Source organism: uncultured Thalassospira sp., from assembly GCF_963976115.1.
Lineage (GTDB): Bacteria > Pseudomonadota > Alphaproteobacteria > Rhodospirillales > Thalassospiraceae > Thalassospira.
Map to the genome: position 1 here is coordinate 21,116 of NZ_CAXBJJ010000013.1, position 17,099 is coordinate 38,214.

The following is a 17,099-nucleotide window of genomic DNA, read 5'->3' on the forward strand; positions in this document are numbered from 1 at the left end:
TTTCTTGCGATTGCTGATCGTCAACCTGATTAGAAGTCGAGGCGCAGACCGGTAACAGCGCCGTAGCCGTCATTGTCAGCAGCAGAGTTGTCGTTGTCATCATTAAACCAGAAGACAGACGATTTCCATGCAACGCCGGCACCAAGCTGGTAAGCCAGACCCAGATCAACAGTGTTCATTTCGCCAGTCGAAGCCGGAGCAATGCCGTTGCTCATAGCTTTGGTAGAACGATTGCCGTAATCAGAATATGCATAGGTCAAGGAAACCTTGGCGGCATTCATCGAGTACGCAACGCCAATGTCATAGGTGTCGGTTTTGTTGCCTGACGGATCTCTGGAGGTCAGGTTGTAGTCGTCTTCAATGTGACCCCAGGAACCACCAACGGTGAAATTGCCAAAACCAACATTTGCACCAAGGCCGTACCAGTTACCTTCACCAGCATGTTCGCCAACGGCGGACAGGCCAAGTGCGACACCGTCAAAATCATGGTCGAAAGTCAAACCGGCAGAAACAACAGGCTTGCCTTCGGTCGTGCTCTGACGGTTGTTAACACCACCAGACAGGTTATTTTTGGATTCGTTGCTATCCGTGTAAGAAACACCAGCACGGAAGCCACCCATAACCGGGGTGAAATAGGTCACCTTGGGATTATCACCAGAGCTCGGGACGGTATCGGGCAGATATGCGTCAACCCAGTTGGTCAAATCGCCATCGTTCACGCCAACCGGGCCAACTGCCGGTGCAGTGATGCCCATATCGTCAGCAGCGCTGTCGTCTTCGCCCAGTTTGATCTGACCGAACGAACCATTGATGTAGAGATACTGTTCGTCGATCTGGTCGGTTGAGGTTTCACCTTCAAGTTCAACAGCGGCACCAACTTCAATGCCGTTATCAAGAGTGGTGGAACCTTTGAAATGAATTTCGGTGTCCGACTGGAAGGCATTTTTGTTATCAAATGCGTCATCCTGCGAGGTGATGCCTGCCCACTGTTCCATGTAACCGCCAACCGAAAGTTTGATTTTTTCGGATGCACTGGCAGAAACGGCGAAACCGGAAACGGCGACAAGAGCCGTGGTCGCAACAAGAATCTTTTTCATCTTTTCCCTCATTGAAAACAAACGCTGTTGGCGTTGGTTAGCAGAACATTTTTCTGTTTGCTGAGAACTACCTAATCCAACAAATGACCTCGGGTCAATTAAAAGAGATGGTGCACGTGATGTTTTTACCAGATCAGTGACAAAAAAATCACACTTTAACTTTCTTGCGTCAAATTTCGGCTGTTTAAATCACGCTTTGTGCCATTCCACATCACCTGTAGCGCGTAACAAAGAACGGAATGAGTTCATTAGATGACCACAGGTCATTTTTTGGCCATATTTAAGCGCGAAATCCATTTTACTTGATCCATCATCGCAACAAGCCGCAGTGAAAACCTAAAGACAGAATCGGTTCCATCCACGTAAGGCCCTCAATATCAGGAGTCGCGATTTTCGTGCTATTCCAGGCAGCATAGCGAAACTGTTCCCCGATGATTTTAGGGGGGGGGTCTACAGGGCAAAATTCGGCCCACTTTAATCGGGATAGGGGGCCGGTCAACGCTAACAGATTCCCTCCCACACCCCCCGGTATGCAGGTCCGCACCGGGCGGTTCGAAGCGTTGAGGTTTCCCTTTGTCCGGTTAAGTCTGTCGCGAGCGGTTGGCACCGCCTCTTATCCGGTTCTTGTCCATCGGCCCGCAGCTTCGATCCACGCTTCCTCCCCACACTCGGTCAGCCTCATGCAGTTGCGCTTCACTCCGCTCACTGTGACCAGCTTACGGAGGGACTCCACCCTCAAGAATGCGCCTATGCCGGGCGCACCAAAAAAAAGAAGGGAGCGAAAAACGCTCCCTTCCCAAGGCGTAGATCTAATCGAAAGATTAGAAGGACAATTTGATACCGGTAACGGCACCAAAGCCATCATTATCGCCAGCACCACCAGCGGCTTTGTCGTCGTTGTTGAACCAGAAGATCGAGGTCTTCCAATCAACGCCAGCGCCAAGGGCATATGCCAGACCGAGATCAACGGTATCGATTTCTGAACCGGTCGAAGCTGCACCAGCGGTATTGGTAACAATATCACCATTTGCATATGACAGGGAAATCGAAGCTGCATCCATTTTATATGCAATGCCGATGTCAAAACCAGTGGTGTCGTCAGCTTTGGCAGTGTCGGTTTCGGTCAGGCCGTAATCGTCAGCTTTTACACCGTAAGAACCACCAACGGTAAAGTTACCAAAACCAATGTTGGTACCAACGCTGAACCATTCACCGCTACCTTTGTGCTCGCCAACAGCGGCAAGACCGATGCTGAAACCATCGAAATCACCGTTATATTCAACACCAAGGGATACTATCGGCATACCAGTGGTCGTATTCTGACCAGCAGTCTTCGGGGAAGCTGTCGTGCCAGCAGAACCATTGTTTTTCGAGGTGTCGCTATCGGTGTAAGAAACACCGGCACGGAAGCCACCCATAATCGGGGTGTAGTAGGTGACTTTGGGAGCATCACCATCATCCCAGACAGTGTCCGGCATTGCAGCAATCTGAACCCAGTTTGACAGGTCACCGTCATTTACGCCAACCGGGCCAACGGCCGGAGCAGTGATGCCCATGGCACCAGCAGCGCCGTCGCCTTCACCCATACGAACCTGACCAAAAGAACCGTTAATGTACAGGTACTGTTCGTCAATCTGGTCCTGAGATGTTTCGCCTTCAAGCTGGATAACAGCGCCAACTTCGATGCCGTTATCAAGGGTGGTTGAACCAGTGAAATAAACTTCGGTGTCAGACTGGAAAGCATTGATGTTGTCGTACTTGTCGTCCTGGGAAGCAATGCCTGCCCACTGTTCCATGTAACCGCCAACCGACAGTTTAATTTTTTCAGAGGCCTGTGCCTGGCCTGCAACTGCAACAGCGACGAGTGCGCTGGTCGCGATAAGAATCTTTTTCATCTTTTCCCTCAACGTCTTCTTCAACCCGCTTAAGCGGTTATTTGAAGTATGAACGACGATTATCCCGTCGCCCGGTTCGACGTTATGGAGCCAGCATTTTGCCATCCCGTCAACCAAACTGTGGCGACAATGTAACATTTTTCGCGCACCGTGGCGAAAATAGCACACTTGTTTCCTTTGCCCTCCCGCCAAATGCTGCTTATAGTGCGCGCAGCATTGCCATTGACTGATCAGAAGGCCGCACAAAGTGACTGTTTCCAAATTAAAATTGATTGCCGCTTCCACCCTGGTTTTAGCACTTGCTGCCTGCAGCGGTGCGTCGCAATCAGACTATGACAATTACCCCGGCTCAGCACCTGGCAACGAACGCATTCTGGGCCGTTCGGCAACCCGGGCTGACATGAAAAAACAGGGAAGTGTTTTTGGTGACGAAGGCCTGAACATTTTTGGCAGCGACAGTAAAAAGCAGCAAGGTGGCACAGGCATTGGCGTAAACAGCTATTTGTGGCGCGCCACCCTTGATACGCTGTCTTTCATGCCGCTTAATTCAGCCGATCCATTTGGCGGTGTCATCATTACCGACTGGTACAGCCCGGCTGAAACCCCGAATGAACGTTTCAAAATTACCGGCTACATCCTTGGCACCGCATTGCGCTCGGACGCGGTCAAAGTCTCCATTTTCCGTCAAGTCCGCGCGGGTGGAAATGAATGGGCCGATGCTGTCGTTGATCCGAAAACGGTGACCGAAATGGAAGATTCCATTCTGACACGGGCTCGCCAATTACGTATCGACAGTGCCAACAGCCAATAACACAGTACCAACAGCCAATAATATTGCCCATGTGCTTAACCGGTGCCAACACCCGATATGGCTCGCCAACATACAATCCCCATTCGCTGAAACGCCGATGGGGGTTGTTTTTATCGGGTCGCAATGTCGCGATGTCGGCCTGTTTAAAAGAAGACGGCAAAACGCCGGGCTTTCGCACACATCTTGATCACTGCATCCAAAATAACCTGCCGACAATTCTCGGTCTGCCCCGTGACACCCAAACTGAAAACGGGTCCTTTGAAACGATTAAACCCGATAAAAATTGCGTCGGCCCGATCATTTTACAAGATGGTATATCGGACCTGCCAACCTTGATAGACGAGGTCGGCCTCGATATTGTGGCACTGTCTGTCCTCTCAGACGTACCTTTGCACAGACCGCGCCGACTTGAACTTGAGGATCTGGTCAGCCACTGGCGCTGGTTAAGGCAGATATGGCAGTTTTCCTGCGAGGTCGAAGATAGCTGTGCGACGCGCGCACGCGTTAAAATCGATCCTGCTATCGCAAACAGCGCGGGCATTGTTCAGAACATCCGCCAATCGCGCTATAACATCGCCATAGCCGAAATGCGTACATTGTTTCAGGACATAAGAAAAACGCCCGCCAACCGTCATTGTCAGGCACAATTGCAGTTTCTGCACCTGTTGTGTTTGTTTTGCCCTTACATCGGGCATGAATTATTGTATCGCTATGGATTAGTCGACCAGCCTGACCAACCGGAGTCCTGAAACGATGTTGCTGCGCCCTATCATGTCGCTATTTCTTTGTCTGGCAGTGCCATCCCTGGGTGCTTGCGGATTTCATCCATTATATGGACAAAATAACGCAGGCGAAGCGACATCTGATGCCTTGTCCAAGGTGAAAATTGACCTGATTGAAAATCGAGTCGGCCAATTGACCCGAAATGTTTTGCTGGAAAACCTGACCCCAAAAGGGTCACCGACAAATGCAGAATATGAACTGGTCGTAGAGCTAAACGAAAGCACCACGGATCTGGGCTTCACCAAACAAAACGAAGCAACCATTTCTGACTACATTCTATCTGGCAATTACAAACTGATCCGGATTTCCGATACCAAAACAATGCGCAGCGGTACCTTGCGTGCACGCACCAGTTTCAACATTGTCCAATCCGATTTCGCCAGCCTTGAAGCAAAATCCGCCGCCCGCGAAGATGCTGCGCGCAATCTTGCACGGCAAATCGCAAACCAGGTTGCGATTGGCGTCAACAATGCTGATTAATTTCAGTACTGAAATTCTATGAAACTCAAAGCAGCCCAGGTCGATTCGTTTTTACGTTCCCCCGATGCCAAGGCACAGATCATCCTGATCTATGGCGAGGATGAAGGGCTGGTGCGCGAACGCGGTGCCACGCTGGCGAAAACCGTTGTCGAAGATCTCAAAGATCCCTTTCGTGTTGTTGAACTTGGCCCGGCACAGTTAAAAGAAGACGGTGGACGGTTGCGCGATGAAGCCGCTGCCATCAGCTTTGGCGGCGGACGGCGTGTGGTGCGACTGCGCGATATTGGCGATGCCCAGGCCGCCACCATCGCAGACTTCCTGCAATACCCCGCTGGCGACGCCTTGATCGTATGTGAGGCTGGCGGCCTGCCTTCCCGCTCAAAGCTGCGTCAGGCAGTTGAAAAGGCCGGCAATGGCATGGCCCTGCCCTGCTATGCCGACTCGGGCCGGGATCTGGAAGGGTTGATCAAATCGGTTATGGACGAGCATAACCTTCAGATCGAACGCGATGCCGTGCGCTATCTGATTGCCAATCTCGGCAGCGACAGAATGATTTCACGTAACGAACTGCAAAAGCTCGCCCTCTATGCCTTAAAACAACAACGGGTGTCGCTGGCCGATGCCATGGCCTGCATTGGTGACAGTTCCGCCCGCCATTATGATGATGTGCTTCAGGCCGTTTCGGCCGGCAATGTCGCCAATCTGGATACGGCCCTGACACGTTTGGTCGAAGAAGGCCTAAACCCCGTCGGCGCCCTGCGCATGATGATCGGTTATTTTCAGAAATTACATCTGGTCAAGGGCCAGATCACCCAGGGCACGTCGGTTGAACAGGCCATGAAAGCCCTGCGCCCGCCGTTATTTTTTAAGGCAGCAGACCAGTTTCGCGCCAATTTATCCTATTGGCCGCTGCCCCATATCCAGCGGGCCTTGCAAATTTTTCTTGAAGCCGAAAAAGATTGCAAAAGCGGCCTGGCCATTCCCGAAACACTGGCACACCGCGCCATGATCAAGGTGACTGTCGCCCGGCAGAAACAAGGGCGACGCTAAACATCGAATGTCGAATGCTTTTCGAGCCTGCTTTCGCATGTTGCCAAAACATCCAGATATGACCTGCCTGCCACGTTACGGATCTGAATAAAATAAAGCCGGATCCCCGAGGAATACCGGCTTTATTGCAGTGCAGCATTTTTATTTTGCAGTTACGAACCAGCCTTGTTGCGCTCGGAAACAACGTCAGCAAAAACGGCCTCGTCCACTTCCTCGCGAGACATGGGGGCATCAGCCTCCGGTGCTGCCGCGTAATCTTCGCTCTCGTCATCATCTTTGCTAAGATCAAGCGAGATCCCGGATGTATCCGCAATCGACTCGAGCTCTTTGGTAATGTCATCTTCGGCCTGACCGGTTTCTTCGACATCACCCGAATCATCCATAAACATCGAGTCGAATTCGTTGTCGCCCGTATCGGAATCGCCTGAAACGATAGCGCCATCGTTTGCAGAAACACTCTCCGCACGACCATGCGTCAAGCGCTGAAGAATATCGTCAAGCTGCTCAAGCGTATCGTAACGAACCGACAGGCGGCCGCCCGCCCCGTCAAAATCAATGCTGACAGCAAGACCCAGCATATTGCTCAGGTCACGTTCCAGCGAAACCGTATCGGGATCTTTCTGCGGGCCGGATGCACCTTTTTCCCGCTTGGGCCGCGATGCCTTGCCGCCGTCCGTTTTAACCAGCTTTTCGGTCTGGCGAACATTAAGGCCCTTTTTAACAATCTGGGTTGCCAGCTCAACCGCGTTATCAGCACCGAGCAACGCGCGTGCATGCCCTGCACTTAACACCTTGTCCGACAGCATTTGTTTGATTGGCGATGGCAACGACAATAACCGCAAGCTGTTGGCAATGTGGCTACGGCTTTTACCCAGCGCTTGCCCCAGAGCTTCCTGGGTATGTGAAAATTCCGCCATTAAGCGGTTATAGCCCTCGGCCTCTTCCAGGGCGGACAAATCCTGACGTTGCAGGTTTTCGATCAGGGCAATTTCAGCCGTTTCGCGGTCGTCAAACTCCCGCACCAAGACCGGCACTTCGTGCAACTGGGCCCGCTGAGCCGCACGCCAGCGCCGTTCACCGGCAATAATTTCATAAACCGTCGCACCGGTCGAAGATGCGCGCACCAAAATCGGCTGGATAATCCCTTTCTGGCGGATAGATGCCGCCAGATCGTCAATGGCCTCGTCATCAAAATTGCTGCGCGGCTGAAACGGTGACGGCGCTAAATCGCTAATCGCAACCAGTTGCGTCGTCCCGCCAGGGCCGGGATGCACAGGTTCGCTTGGCGCGGCATCGCCACCACTCACCGCAGCCCCCACTTCCTCGTCTTCCTCGCCCAACAAAGCAGAAAGGCCCCGTCCCAAACCGCGTTTTTTTATCTCACTCATGCCTTCACTCCTTCGCGTTTCAGGACTTCACTTGCCAAATTCAGATATGCCTTCGAACCGGGGCATTTAATGTCATAGACAAGAACCGGTGCCCCGTGACTGGGTGCTTCGGAAACACGCACATTGCGGGGAATAACGGTTCGATAAACCACATCGCCAAAATAATCGCGGACATCTTTGGCTACCTGCGCCGACAAATTATTGCGCTTGTCATACATCGTCAGCACGATGCCCTGAATTTCCAGCTTGGGATTAAACGCCTTTTTGACCCGCTTGATGGTCCGCACCAGATGGCTGATCCCTTCCAGCGCAAAAAACTCGCATTGCAACGGTACCAAAACAGCATCAGATGCCACCAGGGCATTAAGCGTTAACAACCCCAAAGACGGCGGGCAATCGATCAGCACATAATCAACATCTTGCGGCAGACGCGACAAAGATTCTTTAAGCTGCATTTCCCGGCGTTCAAAATCAACCAGCTCAATCTCGGCCCCGGACAAATCCATGCCGGATGGCACAATATTCAGCCGCGGGATGGCAGTTGGCCGCCGGGCTTCCATCAAACTGGCGCCGTTAATCAGCACGTCATAAGAACTGATATCGCGTTCCGATGGCCGCAACCCCAAACCAGTGCTGGCATTGCCCTGCGGGTCAAGGTCGACAATCAGAACACGCTGATCGACAGCCGCCAGCGCCGTTGCCAAATTGATGGTGGTGGTGGTTTTCCCCACCCCGCCTTTCTGGTTGGCAATGGCAATAATACGGGGGCGTTTTCCACCGGTATTTACGGGCAAGTCAATCACATCTGTCATCGCACCACTCCCTCAAGGATCATCACCACGCCTTCCGGATCAACAAGTCCCGGAAAGGTTGTTACAGAAAAACGCCATCCGGCATCCCGCGCGTCGGCCAGTTCACTTTCGAAGGCACGTCCTTTGAGCAGCACATATTTTCCACCCGGTTTTAAATGGCGCTGCCCCATTTCCAGCAATTTTGGCAAAGGCGCAAAAGCCCGGGCAGTAATAATATCGGCGTTTTCCGGCTTTGCAGATTCGATTCGCTCCCGGGCAACACGCGTTTTCCCCAGGCAACCGCAAACCCGGCAGGCTTCGCTCAGAAAGACCGTTTTTTTGGTAACGCTTTCCATCATGGTTACATGACTTGCGCCCAAAATGGACAAAACCACACCCGGAAATCCGGCGCCGGAACCAAAATCAACAATTTTCGCATCGGGTTTTTGGGCAATATCGGCAAGATGCGGCCAAATTTGCGCCGAATCCTGTAAATGACGTGCCCAAACGTCTTCGGCAGTGCTGGCGCCCACAATATTAATGCTTGGCTGCCACTTCACCACCAGATCGGCATAATGCTCGAGGTGAGACAGTGTTTCACGTGAAACATGAAGTTCGGTCTCAAACCACTTTTTGACGGATTCAGTATTTGTTTGCATAAATTGCTTATAAATCCGGATGGGTCGCCACGCCAGCGTTGTTTTTAACAAACGCGGGTTTAACGCATTTATTTCCAAATTTTTCCATAAAAAAAGCCGCCTATGTTTCACGTGAAACATGGGCGGCTTAATTTCTATGCGCCAGATGGCCTCTTATTCCGGGTATCGATGGCCGCGCCCTACCCTGAACCAGTCTTTTTATAAGCGATCAAGCAGATTTTTGATTAATCGCCTGATGACGGTGTGATCGAATATGCCCCAGCAAAGCGGTGACCGCCGCCGGGGTCACACCGGGAATGCGCGACGCGGCACCAATAGTTTCCGGCATGATCTGCTGAAGCTTCAACCTGATCTCGGTCGACAGCCCACCGATCCGCGTATAATCCAGGTTTCGCGGCAAGCGTAGTTCTTCATCACGACGGAACGCCGCGACATCTGCGGCCTGGCGATCAAGATAACCTTTATACTGCGCGTCAATGGCAAGCTGATCGCGGATCGCCGGGGCAACATCGCGAAGCTCCGGCCAAACGTCAGCCAGTTGATCATAGGAAATATCCGGGTAGGCCAGCAGGTCAAAGGCACTGCGGCGCACACCGTCCTGGTTAACTCTAATCCCGTGTTTGATCAATTGATTGGGGGTTTCGGCCAAATCGCCAATCCGCTGCTTGGCAGTTGCCAAGGCATCGCGCTTATCCGTCCACGCATGTTGACGTGACGATGCGACGCAGCCAATCGCCATGCCCATCCCGGTCAAACGCTGGTCGGCATTATCGGCCCTTAACATCAAACGATATTCCGCGCGGGAGGTAAACATCCGGTAAGGTTCGCGCGTGCCCTGGGTCACCAGATCGTCAATCATCACGCCAATATAAGCATCAGCCCGGTCGAGAACAAATTGCTGATCACCGCCATCCGCCACCAGGGCCGCATTAACCCCGGCGATCAGTCCCTGCCCTGCGGCCTCTTCATAGCCCGTGGTGCCATTGATCTGCCCGGCAAAAAACAGCCCGGCAACTTTCTTGGTTTCAAGGGTATGGCGCAGCTCGCGCGGGTCGACAAAATCATATTCGACCGCATAGCCGGGACGGAAAATTTCGACCTTTTCCAGCCCGGGGATGCTGGCCAACAACGCCAGTTGAACATCCTTTGGCAGTGATGTTGAAATCCCGTTGGGATACACCGTCGGGTCGTCCAACCCTTCGGGTTCAAGGAAAATCTGGTGCTCGGATTTATCCGCAAACCGAACCACCTTATCCTCGATCGACGGGCAATAACGCGGACCGCTGCTGCTGATCTGGCCGCTATACATGGGCGCACGATGAAGATTATCGCGAATGATTTTGTGTGTTTCTTCGGTGGTGTGCGTCATATAACACGAAATTTGCGGCACCGTGATCGTGTCATTCAGAAACGAAAACGGTTCTGGCGGGTTATCGCCAGGCTGTTCAATCAGCCGTTTCCAGTCAATCGTCCGGCCATCCAGCCGGGCCGGTGTCCCGGTTTTAAGACGGCCCAAGGCAAATTCGTATTTGGCAAGCGTATCGGACAGGCCCATAGACGGGGCATCGCCCATACGGCCCGCCGCCATGGTTTCTTCGCCAATATGAATTATACCGCGTAAAAACGTCCCGGTCGTCAACACAACCGCCCCGGCCAGATAAGGTGTTCCTTCACCGGTAATAACGCCGCCGACCCGGTTATGTTCATCAATAACCAAATCTTCAACTGCCGCTTCAATGACCATCAGGTTTTCCTGCCCGGCCAGAATATCCTGTACAGCATTGCGATACAGCTTGCGGTCGGCCTGTGCGCGCGGGCCGCGTACAGCAGGCCCCTTGGAGCGGTTAAGCATCCGAAACTGAATACCGGCACGGTCAATCGCACGGCCCATCACGCCATCAAGCGCATCCACCTCGCGCACCATATGACCCTTGCCCAACCCGCCAATTGCCGGGTTACAGGACATTTCGCCAATACGGTCGGCACGATGCGTGACCAGGGCCGTTTTAGCCCCCATGCGCGCCGCCGCCGCGGCGGCCTCGCATCCGGCGTGGCCGCCACCGACCACAATCACATCAAAACGGTTCTGCGACATCAGTTCCTCATGCCCGCAACGGGCGGTTTCCAGCGATGCAATCCATAGAACGAATTTTCCGGATTGCTTTTACGGTCAACTTAATCAAGTATTTTTCTGGCATTGGAATCGATACTGTTTCACGTGAAACATAATCGATTAAACCTATTGCCAGATAATTATTTGCCAATGCAGAAATCACCAAAGATGATATCGAGCAAATCTTCAACATCTACACGTCCGGTAATCTTTCCGATTTCCCGCACTGCCAGGCGAATATCCTCGGCAGCCAGTTCGGCAATATCGGTCCCCAAACCTCGTTGAAGATGGGACAACGCCTGTTCAAGGGCGCGACGATGACGCATCCGCGTCAGCGGGACAGGCCCGGCAAAATCGAGCCCCTCTTTTACGCGACTTTCCAGCAGTTGCAAGAGGCTTTCCATCCCCGCCCCGGTCATAGCCGATATCGCCAAAACCGGTAGCTCCAGCGCCGCCCCCGCAGCGTCCACACCCGACCATACATGTCCGGCGGGCTGATCCTGTGACGGGGCGGCGATGATAACGTCCGCATCCTGATCCGCCTTGTTGATCAGAATAACCGTGTTGCGATCAAGCAACCGTGCGGCCTCGGCGTCTATGTTCGGCCAATCGCCACGGGCAACAACCACCAGCCGGAGGTCGGCGTTTTCCGCCCGCTCGGTCGCCCGGCGCACACCTTCGGTTTCAATCGCGTCGCCGGTTTCGCGCAGGCCTGCCGTATCCACCATTGTCACCGGGAAGCCTCCCAGATCGAGATGGATTTCAATCGCATCGCGCGTGGTACCAGCTATGTCAGAAACAATCGCCGCATCACGCCGGGCCAAACGGTTTAACAAACTGGATTTTCCGGCATTGGGTGCGCCAAGAATAACAATCTGGAACCCTTCACGCAGCCGCTCCCCACGGCGGTTATCGGCCAGATGCGAAGCAATTTCACCGCCGATCCGATCCAGATCGCCGCGCAAAACCGCAACAATGCCATCGGGCAGATCTTCGTCGGGAAAATCAATATCGGCCTCGATATGGGCCAGGGCCCGCATCAGACGCAAGCGCCAGTCTTCATAAAGCTGGCCCAGTTCCCCGGCCATTTGCCGCACGGCCTGTCGGCGCTGGGCGGCGGTTTCGGCATCAATCAAATCGGCAATGCCTTCGGCTTCGGTCAGGTCCATTTTACCGTTCTGAAAGGCACGGCGGCTATATTCCCCCGGCTCAGCCAATCGCAAACCCGGTTGACGGCCAAGGCATTCCAGCACCCCCTCAATCACGGCCCGTCCGCCATGCACATGCAGTTCAACCACATCTTCGCCGGTAAAGCTGGCCGGGCCGACAAAATACAAGGCAATGGCATCATCCAGCCGTTCGCCACTTTGCGGATCGGCAATGGGCGCATAAACAGCCACACGCGGTTTAGGCGGCGTTTTACGGCCCAGAAGCGCACATAAGACCGGCAACGCCTGTGGACCCGACAGGCGAATAACCGCAACGCCTGCGCGCCCTGCACCGCTGGACAAGGCAAATATCGTATCAATCATATGAGTGGGACCGTGCAAAACCATATTCCGTATATTGGCAGTGTAAAAATGGCCGCCTGACGGGCGGCCTTGGTAAATCTTACTGATCAGGTTGCAATTGCAACCGGTCAACCACCCGGCCTTCTATCAGATGGGTCTGAAGAATTTCTTCAATATCATCCTGATTTTCATACCGGTACCAGGTTCCCTGCGGATAAATGACCATCACCGGTCCCAGTTCGCACCGGTCCAGGCAGCCTGCGGTATTCACCCTGGTTTCGGGCAAGCCCAGTTCCTTGACCCGCACCTTCATATAATTGCGCAACCGGGTTGCCCCGGCGGCCTGGCAACATCCGCGCGGATGTCCCTCCGGGCGTTCATTTTGGCAAACAAAAATATGGGACTGATAAAAATGTTCTGTGTCGCTCAAGCTCGATCAATCCTTTTTCATGGGGCCACCATTGTTAAACTGGTTCCAGAATGCCTTTTGCATCTGTTCCCAGTTTTGCATCCCCTGTGGCAGCCAGGTTTTTAACATGGTTTCCGGGTCCATCGCCTGCAGGTTGACCCGCATCCGGTCTTCAATTTCCTTCATCAGGGCCTGCTGCATGGGTTGAACATCCGGCAGCCCAAAAAATGTGCGCAACTCTTCCGGACTGCAATCGATATCAACTGAAATTTTCATATCCAAACCTCCTGATTGGTCGTTTTTATTCTATGACACTGCTGCTGTATAAATCGTGAAAGCCGCATTATTTCTGCATTCCCCGGCTTTCAGCATCCTTCATCTTCGTCGCATTTGTCTTATATGGCAATTGTGCATAGCATTTTCCTTTCTTTTCAATAGTTTTGGCCCTATTTTATGAAAATAAGAATTTGCGAATTTAACCTTTCCGGCGCGACATCGCCACATCGCCGCCATCGTGCGAAGGAACGCTAAACGCAATCCGAACAGCTTGGGACAGCGCGTGATTATGGATATTGGACGCAACAATCTGGGGCAGGAAACCAGTCCCTATCTTTTGCAACACCAGACAAATCCGGTTCATTGGCAACCCTGGTCCGAACAGGTCCTTGCCGCCGCACAAGCCGCCAATAAACCGATCCTGCTATCGGTTGGCTATGCCGCCTGCCACTGGTGCCATGTCATGGCCCACGAAAGTTTCGAGGACCCCGACATCGCCGCGCTGATGAACGACCTGTTCATCAATATCAAACTTGACCGTGAAGAACGGCCAGACCTTGATGCCCTGTATCAAAATGCACTGGCATTGCTGGGACAACAGGGCGGATGGCCGCTCACCATGTTCCTGACCCCCAAAGGCGACCCCTTTTGGGGGGGAACCTATTTTCCCAAGCAGGCCAAATATGGGCGCCCGGGATTTGACAATGTTTTAAAATCCGTCGCCAATATCTATACCAGCGAGCCTGACAACGTCACCCATAACGTCAAGCAGATCAATACCGCCCTTTTACGCCTGAACAACACACGTAGCGGCGACGTTCCTCTGCTTGAAACCATCGACGAATTTGGTAAAAGCAGCCTGCAGCTGATGGATCTGGAAAATGGTGGCACCAAAGGCGCACCCAAATTTCCCCAACCGACCCTGCTGGCGTTTTTATGGCGTATCGCTTCGCGCACCGGCGACGAAAACCTGCAAAATGCCGTCACCCTGACGCTGGATCGCATGTCGCAAGGGGGCATTTACGACCATCTGGGCGGCGGTTATGCCCGCTATAGCGTCGATGACCAATGGCTGGTGCCGCATTTTGAAAAGATGCTGTATGACAACGCCCTGCTGATCGAAATGCTGTGCGATGCCTGGCGTATTACGGCCAATCCGCTTTATGCGCGCCGGATCGAGGAAACGATAAGCTGGATTCTGCGCGAAATGCGGGTTTCGGGCGGGGCCTTTGCCGCCAGCCTTGATGCCGATAGCGAAGGCGAAGAAGGCAAGTTTTATGTCTGGGACGTATCCGACATCGAAAATCTGCTCGGCGCACAGGAAGCGTCCCTGTTTAATCGCTATTACGATGTCAGCGACGCAGGCAACTGGGAAGGACACACCATCCTCAACCGCACGGCATCGGGATTAACGCTGGCCGATGACGAAACCGAAACGGCCCTTGCCAAAATGCGCCAAACCCTGCTGGCAAGCCGCGCCAAACGCATTCGTCCGGGGTGGGATGACAAGGTCCTGACGGACTGGAACGCAATGACGATTGCCGCCCTGTGCGAAGCGGCAATGACATTTCGACGTGCCGACTGGCTGGATTATGCCAAACTGGCCTATAATTTTATCAAGCAAACCCTTGGCAATGAGGACGGATTATTACACAGCTATCGGGCTGGCCGAGCGCAACATGCCGGAATGCTCGAAGACTATGCCCATATGATCCGCGCGGCCTTGCGACTTTATGAAATTTCAGGTTCCGCATCCTGTCTGCACGACGCCATCAGCTGGAGCGAACAGGTCGAAAACCAGTTTGCCGACAAAAAACAAGGGGGCTATTTCCAGTCTGCGGCCAACAGCAATGATCTGGTTGTGCGCGGCAAACCGGTTACGGATGGTGCGGTTCCTTCGGGCAATGGCATTATGGTGCAAAATCTGGCGCGGCTTTATGCGCTAACCGGTGATACCCGCTATCAAACCCGGGCTGAAACCACCCTGGCCTGCTTTGGCGGCCGCCTGCGCGACCAGTTCCCCTCGATGCCAGGGCTGCTGCTTGGCGCAGAAATGCTGCAAAACCCGGTCCAGATCGTTATTTTGGCCCCCATTGGCAGTGCCGATTTATATGAAATGCGCCGGGCCGTCTTTGCCACCTATCTGCCAAACCGGGCATTAACCCTTCTGGGTGAAGATAACAACCTGCCCCAAAGCCATCCTGCCTTTGGTAAAACCCGAATTGATAACCAAGCAACCGCCTATATCTGCCAGGGGTCGGTTTGCTCCGCCCCGATTACCGATATAGATGCATTGGTAAATCATCTAAATGATATCGCCAAAGGCAAAGACCAAGGCAAATAAATTGGTTTTTTTACGATTACAGATTACCGGATTTTCTTAAATCCGGTAATTTTCTGCAACTGCCACAGAAAATTTTTGAGCTGCAAAAGGCCAGATCATACCAGTGGTCGTAATTGGGCATAACCATCGCAAATCGCTTGCAAGGCCGATCTTAAAAACGGCATATAAATGGGATCACAGTGACTTGAATGCCCTGATTTTCAACCGACAGGAGCCACAACAATGCCCCAGATTTCCATCAATAGCCCGGTCGGTGCACTGACCGTCTTTGAATTTGACGATCAGATTGTGTCGCTGGACTGGGGTTTTGTCGAAGAGATGGAAACCAGCCCGGTGCTCGACGAGGCAAAATCGCAGATCAACGCCTATTTTGCCAAAAAACTGCTGCGTTTTGACTTGCCTCTGGCCCCGGGTGGCACCGCTTTTCAAGCCGCCGTTTGGGCGGCGATGTGCGACATTCCGCTGGGCCAAACGGCCACCTATCAGGATCTGGCCCGTGCTGCCGGATCACCAAAGGGATTTCGCGCAGTCGGCATGGCCTGTGGCAAAAACCCCATCCCCATTCTCATCCCCTGCCATCGTGTGCTGGCAGCCGGGGGGAAACCGGGGGGATATTCCGGCGATGGCGGGCTGGAAACCAAGGAAATGTTGCTTAAACTTGAAGGGGTTGATCTTTATCCCGCATCAAAAACCAGCAAACAAACCGCCTTTGACCTTTGATGCGGCTAATTTTGAAGCAGCCTGTTTTGGCTTAAAAAGCAATATAGCACGTCGGTTTCAAGCAGTTTTGGCTAAATTTGATCATATATAGACATCTAATGCCAAATTTCATTAGTCAGAAACTGTAACCGCCACAACCGCCATCTTCAGCGCGTAAACGGGCTTTTACCAAGCCCGTTCCCTTTCACCACCTTAAGAACCAGTTCTTTCGGCCTCGCCCGCATGCCATGCCCGCACATCGCGAATGATCGCATCAAAGCGGTCGCTTAACCCCTGACTGACACTGCGACACGGGGCAACAACATTTTCAGCCCAGTCGGCATATTGCAAAATCTGTGACCGATCCCAACCAATCGGCGTATCGGTCAACATCGCACCCACATTGGCAATTTTATCGGCCAAACGGACCAGCTTGGCATCGTTGCTAAGTTTCGGTGCCATTTGAATTTGCATCGCCTTGCGCTCATCACGCGGCAGGGCTTTATCATCACTAACTTCCAAAACGATATTTGCGATGTTTTCATTAAAACAGGCCAAAATTTCGCCGTGCGTCGCGCCACAATCCTCGATCACGTCATGTAATATGGCAGCACATAGCACATCTTCGGCGGTAGCTGGTTCGCATTCAACGATCAAACGCGACACTTCAATCGGATGGTTGATATAGGGTTCCCGGGCCGGCCCCTTGCGTCGCTGATCGCGATGAGCACGGGCGGCAAAGTCAACAGATTTTAAAAGAAGCTGCATCGTCCTGACGGTCATTGTGAATACA

16 protein-coding genes are annotated in these 17,099 nt (G+C 53.0%); 6 read left to right on the forward strand and 10 right to left on the reverse strand.

Going from position 1 to position 17,099, the window contains the following annotated elements; genetic code table 11:
- Positions 1 to 29: 29 nt before the first annotated feature.
- Both AAC086_RS16940 and AAC086_RS16945 read right to left on the reverse strand, forming a co-directional pair.
- On the reverse strand, positions 30 to 1,097 hold the full coding sequence (locus AAC086_RS16940) for a porin (RefSeq protein ID WP_339780444.1): 1,068 nt from the start codon (positions 1,095 to 1,097) through the stop codon (positions 30 to 32).
- Positions 1,098 to 1,918: 821 nt separating this feature from the next.
- Complete coding sequence (locus tag AAC086_RS16945) at positions 1,919 to 3,097, reverse strand: porin (protein WP_339780446.1); 1,179 nt, start codon at positions 3,095 to 3,097, stop codon at positions 1,919 to 1,921.
- 142 nt (positions 3,098 to 3,239) lie between these two features.
- Here AAC086_RS16945 and AAC086_RS16950 point away from each other — a divergent pair, with 142 nt between their 5' ends.
- From AAC086_RS16950 to holA, 4 genes are all read left to right on the forward strand, one after another.
- Positions 3,240 to 3,803 (forward strand): DUF3576 domain-containing protein, encoded by a 564-nt coding sequence (locus tag AAC086_RS16950; RefSeq protein WP_339780448.1) that lies wholly within the window; start codon positions 3,240 to 3,242, stop codon positions 3,801 to 3,803.
- Between the two features lie 332 nt (positions 3,804 to 4,135).
- On the forward strand, positions 4,136 to 4,552 hold the full coding sequence (locus AAC086_RS16955; RefSeq protein WP_339780450.1) for a hypothetical protein: 417 nt from the start codon (positions 4,136 to 4,138) through the stop codon (positions 4,550 to 4,552).
- Positions 4,553 to 4,556: 4 nt separating this feature from the next.
- On the forward strand, positions 4,557 to 5,066 hold the full coding sequence (locus AAC086_RS16960) for a hypothetical protein (RefSeq protein WP_339780452.1): 510 nt from the start codon (positions 4,557 to 4,559) through the stop codon (positions 5,064 to 5,066).
- An 18-nt stretch (positions 5,067 to 5,084) separates the two neighbouring features.
- Positions 5,085 to 6,116, forward strand: coding sequence for a DNA polymerase III subunit delta (gene holA, locus AAC086_RS16965; RefSeq protein ID WP_339780454.1), 1,032 nt, complete (start codon positions 5,085 to 5,087; stop codon positions 6,114 to 6,116).
- 152 nt (positions 6,117 to 6,268) lie between these two features.
- On the opposite strand, the gene AAC086_RS16970 is transcribed toward holA, so the two are convergent.
- The 7 genes from AAC086_RS16970 to AAC086_RS17000 form a co-directional block, all read right to left on the reverse strand.
- Positions 6,269 to 7,504, reverse strand: coding sequence for a ParB/RepB/Spo0J family partition protein (locus tag AAC086_RS16970; protein WP_339780456.1), 1,236 nt, complete (start codon positions 7,502 to 7,504; stop codon positions 6,269 to 6,271).
- The gene (locus AAC086_RS16975) at positions 7,501 to 8,316 is read right to left on the reverse strand and encodes a ParA family protein (RefSeq protein ID WP_339780458.1); all 816 of its coding nucleotides are present in this window, start codon (positions 8,314 to 8,316) and stop codon (positions 7,501 to 7,503) included. Before AAC086_RS16975 ends, AAC086_RS16970 begins: the two co-directional genes overlap by 4 nt.
- Positions 8,313 to 8,954: a 16S rRNA (guanine(527)-N(7))-methyltransferase RsmG gene (gene rsmG, locus AAC086_RS16980; protein ID WP_339780460.1), complete on the reverse strand. Its 642-nt coding sequence runs from the start codon at positions 8,952 to 8,954 to the stop codon at positions 8,313 to 8,315. Before rsmG ends, AAC086_RS16975 begins: the two co-directional genes overlap by 4 nt.
- 208 nt (positions 8,955 to 9,162) lie before the next feature.
- Positions 9,163 to 11,049: a tRNA uridine-5-carboxymethylaminomethyl(34) synthesis enzyme MnmG gene (mnmG, locus tag AAC086_RS16985; protein WP_339780461.1), complete on the reverse strand. Its 1,887-nt coding sequence runs from the start codon at positions 11,047 to 11,049 to the stop codon at positions 9,163 to 9,165.
- Positions 11,050 to 11,207: 158 nt separating this feature from the next.
- Positions 11,208 to 12,599 carry a tRNA uridine-5-carboxymethylaminomethyl(34) synthesis GTPase MnmE gene (gene mnmE, locus AAC086_RS16990; RefSeq protein WP_339780462.1) on the reverse strand — a complete coding sequence of 464 codons (1,392 nt, stop codon included), beginning with the start codon at positions 12,597 to 12,599 and terminating at the stop codon, positions 11,208 to 11,210.
- A 79-nt stretch (positions 12,600 to 12,678) separates the two neighbouring features.
- On the reverse strand, positions 12,679 to 13,008 hold the full coding sequence (locus AAC086_RS16995) for a (2Fe-2S) ferredoxin domain-containing protein (protein ID WP_339780464.1): 330 nt from the start codon (positions 13,006 to 13,008) through the stop codon (positions 12,679 to 12,681).
- Between the two features lie 6 nt (positions 13,009 to 13,014).
- A complete protein-coding gene (locus tag AAC086_RS17000; RefSeq protein WP_339780465.1) occupies positions 13,015 to 13,263 on the reverse strand; it encodes a DUF6489 family protein in 249 nt (82 codons plus the stop codon).
- A 289-nt stretch (positions 13,264 to 13,552) separates the two neighbouring features.
- Between AAC086_RS17000 and AAC086_RS17005 the strand changes: the two genes are divergently transcribed.
- Together AAC086_RS17005 and AAC086_RS17010 are read left to right on the forward strand one after the other, a co-directional pair.
- Positions 13,553 to 15,607: a thioredoxin domain-containing protein gene (locus tag AAC086_RS17005; protein ID WP_339780466.1), complete on the forward strand. Its 2,055-nt coding sequence runs from the start codon at positions 13,553 to 13,555 to the stop codon at positions 15,605 to 15,607.
- Positions 15,608 to 15,829: 222 nt separating this feature from the next.
- Positions 15,830 to 16,327 carry a methylated-DNA--[protein]-cysteine S-methyltransferase gene (locus AAC086_RS17010; protein ID WP_339780468.1) on the forward strand — a complete coding sequence of 166 codons (498 nt, stop codon included), beginning with the start codon at positions 15,830 to 15,832 and terminating at the stop codon, positions 16,325 to 16,327.
- A gap of 192 nt (positions 16,328 to 16,519) precedes the next feature.
- Here AAC086_RS17010 and AAC086_RS17015 read toward each other — a convergent pair whose 3' ends face one another.
- Positions 16,520 to 17,074 carry an HD domain-containing protein gene (locus AAC086_RS17015; protein WP_339780470.1) on the reverse strand — a complete coding sequence of 185 codons (555 nt, stop codon included), beginning with the start codon at positions 17,072 to 17,074 and terminating at the stop codon, positions 16,520 to 16,522.
- Positions 17,075 to 17,099: the final 25 nt, after the last annotated feature.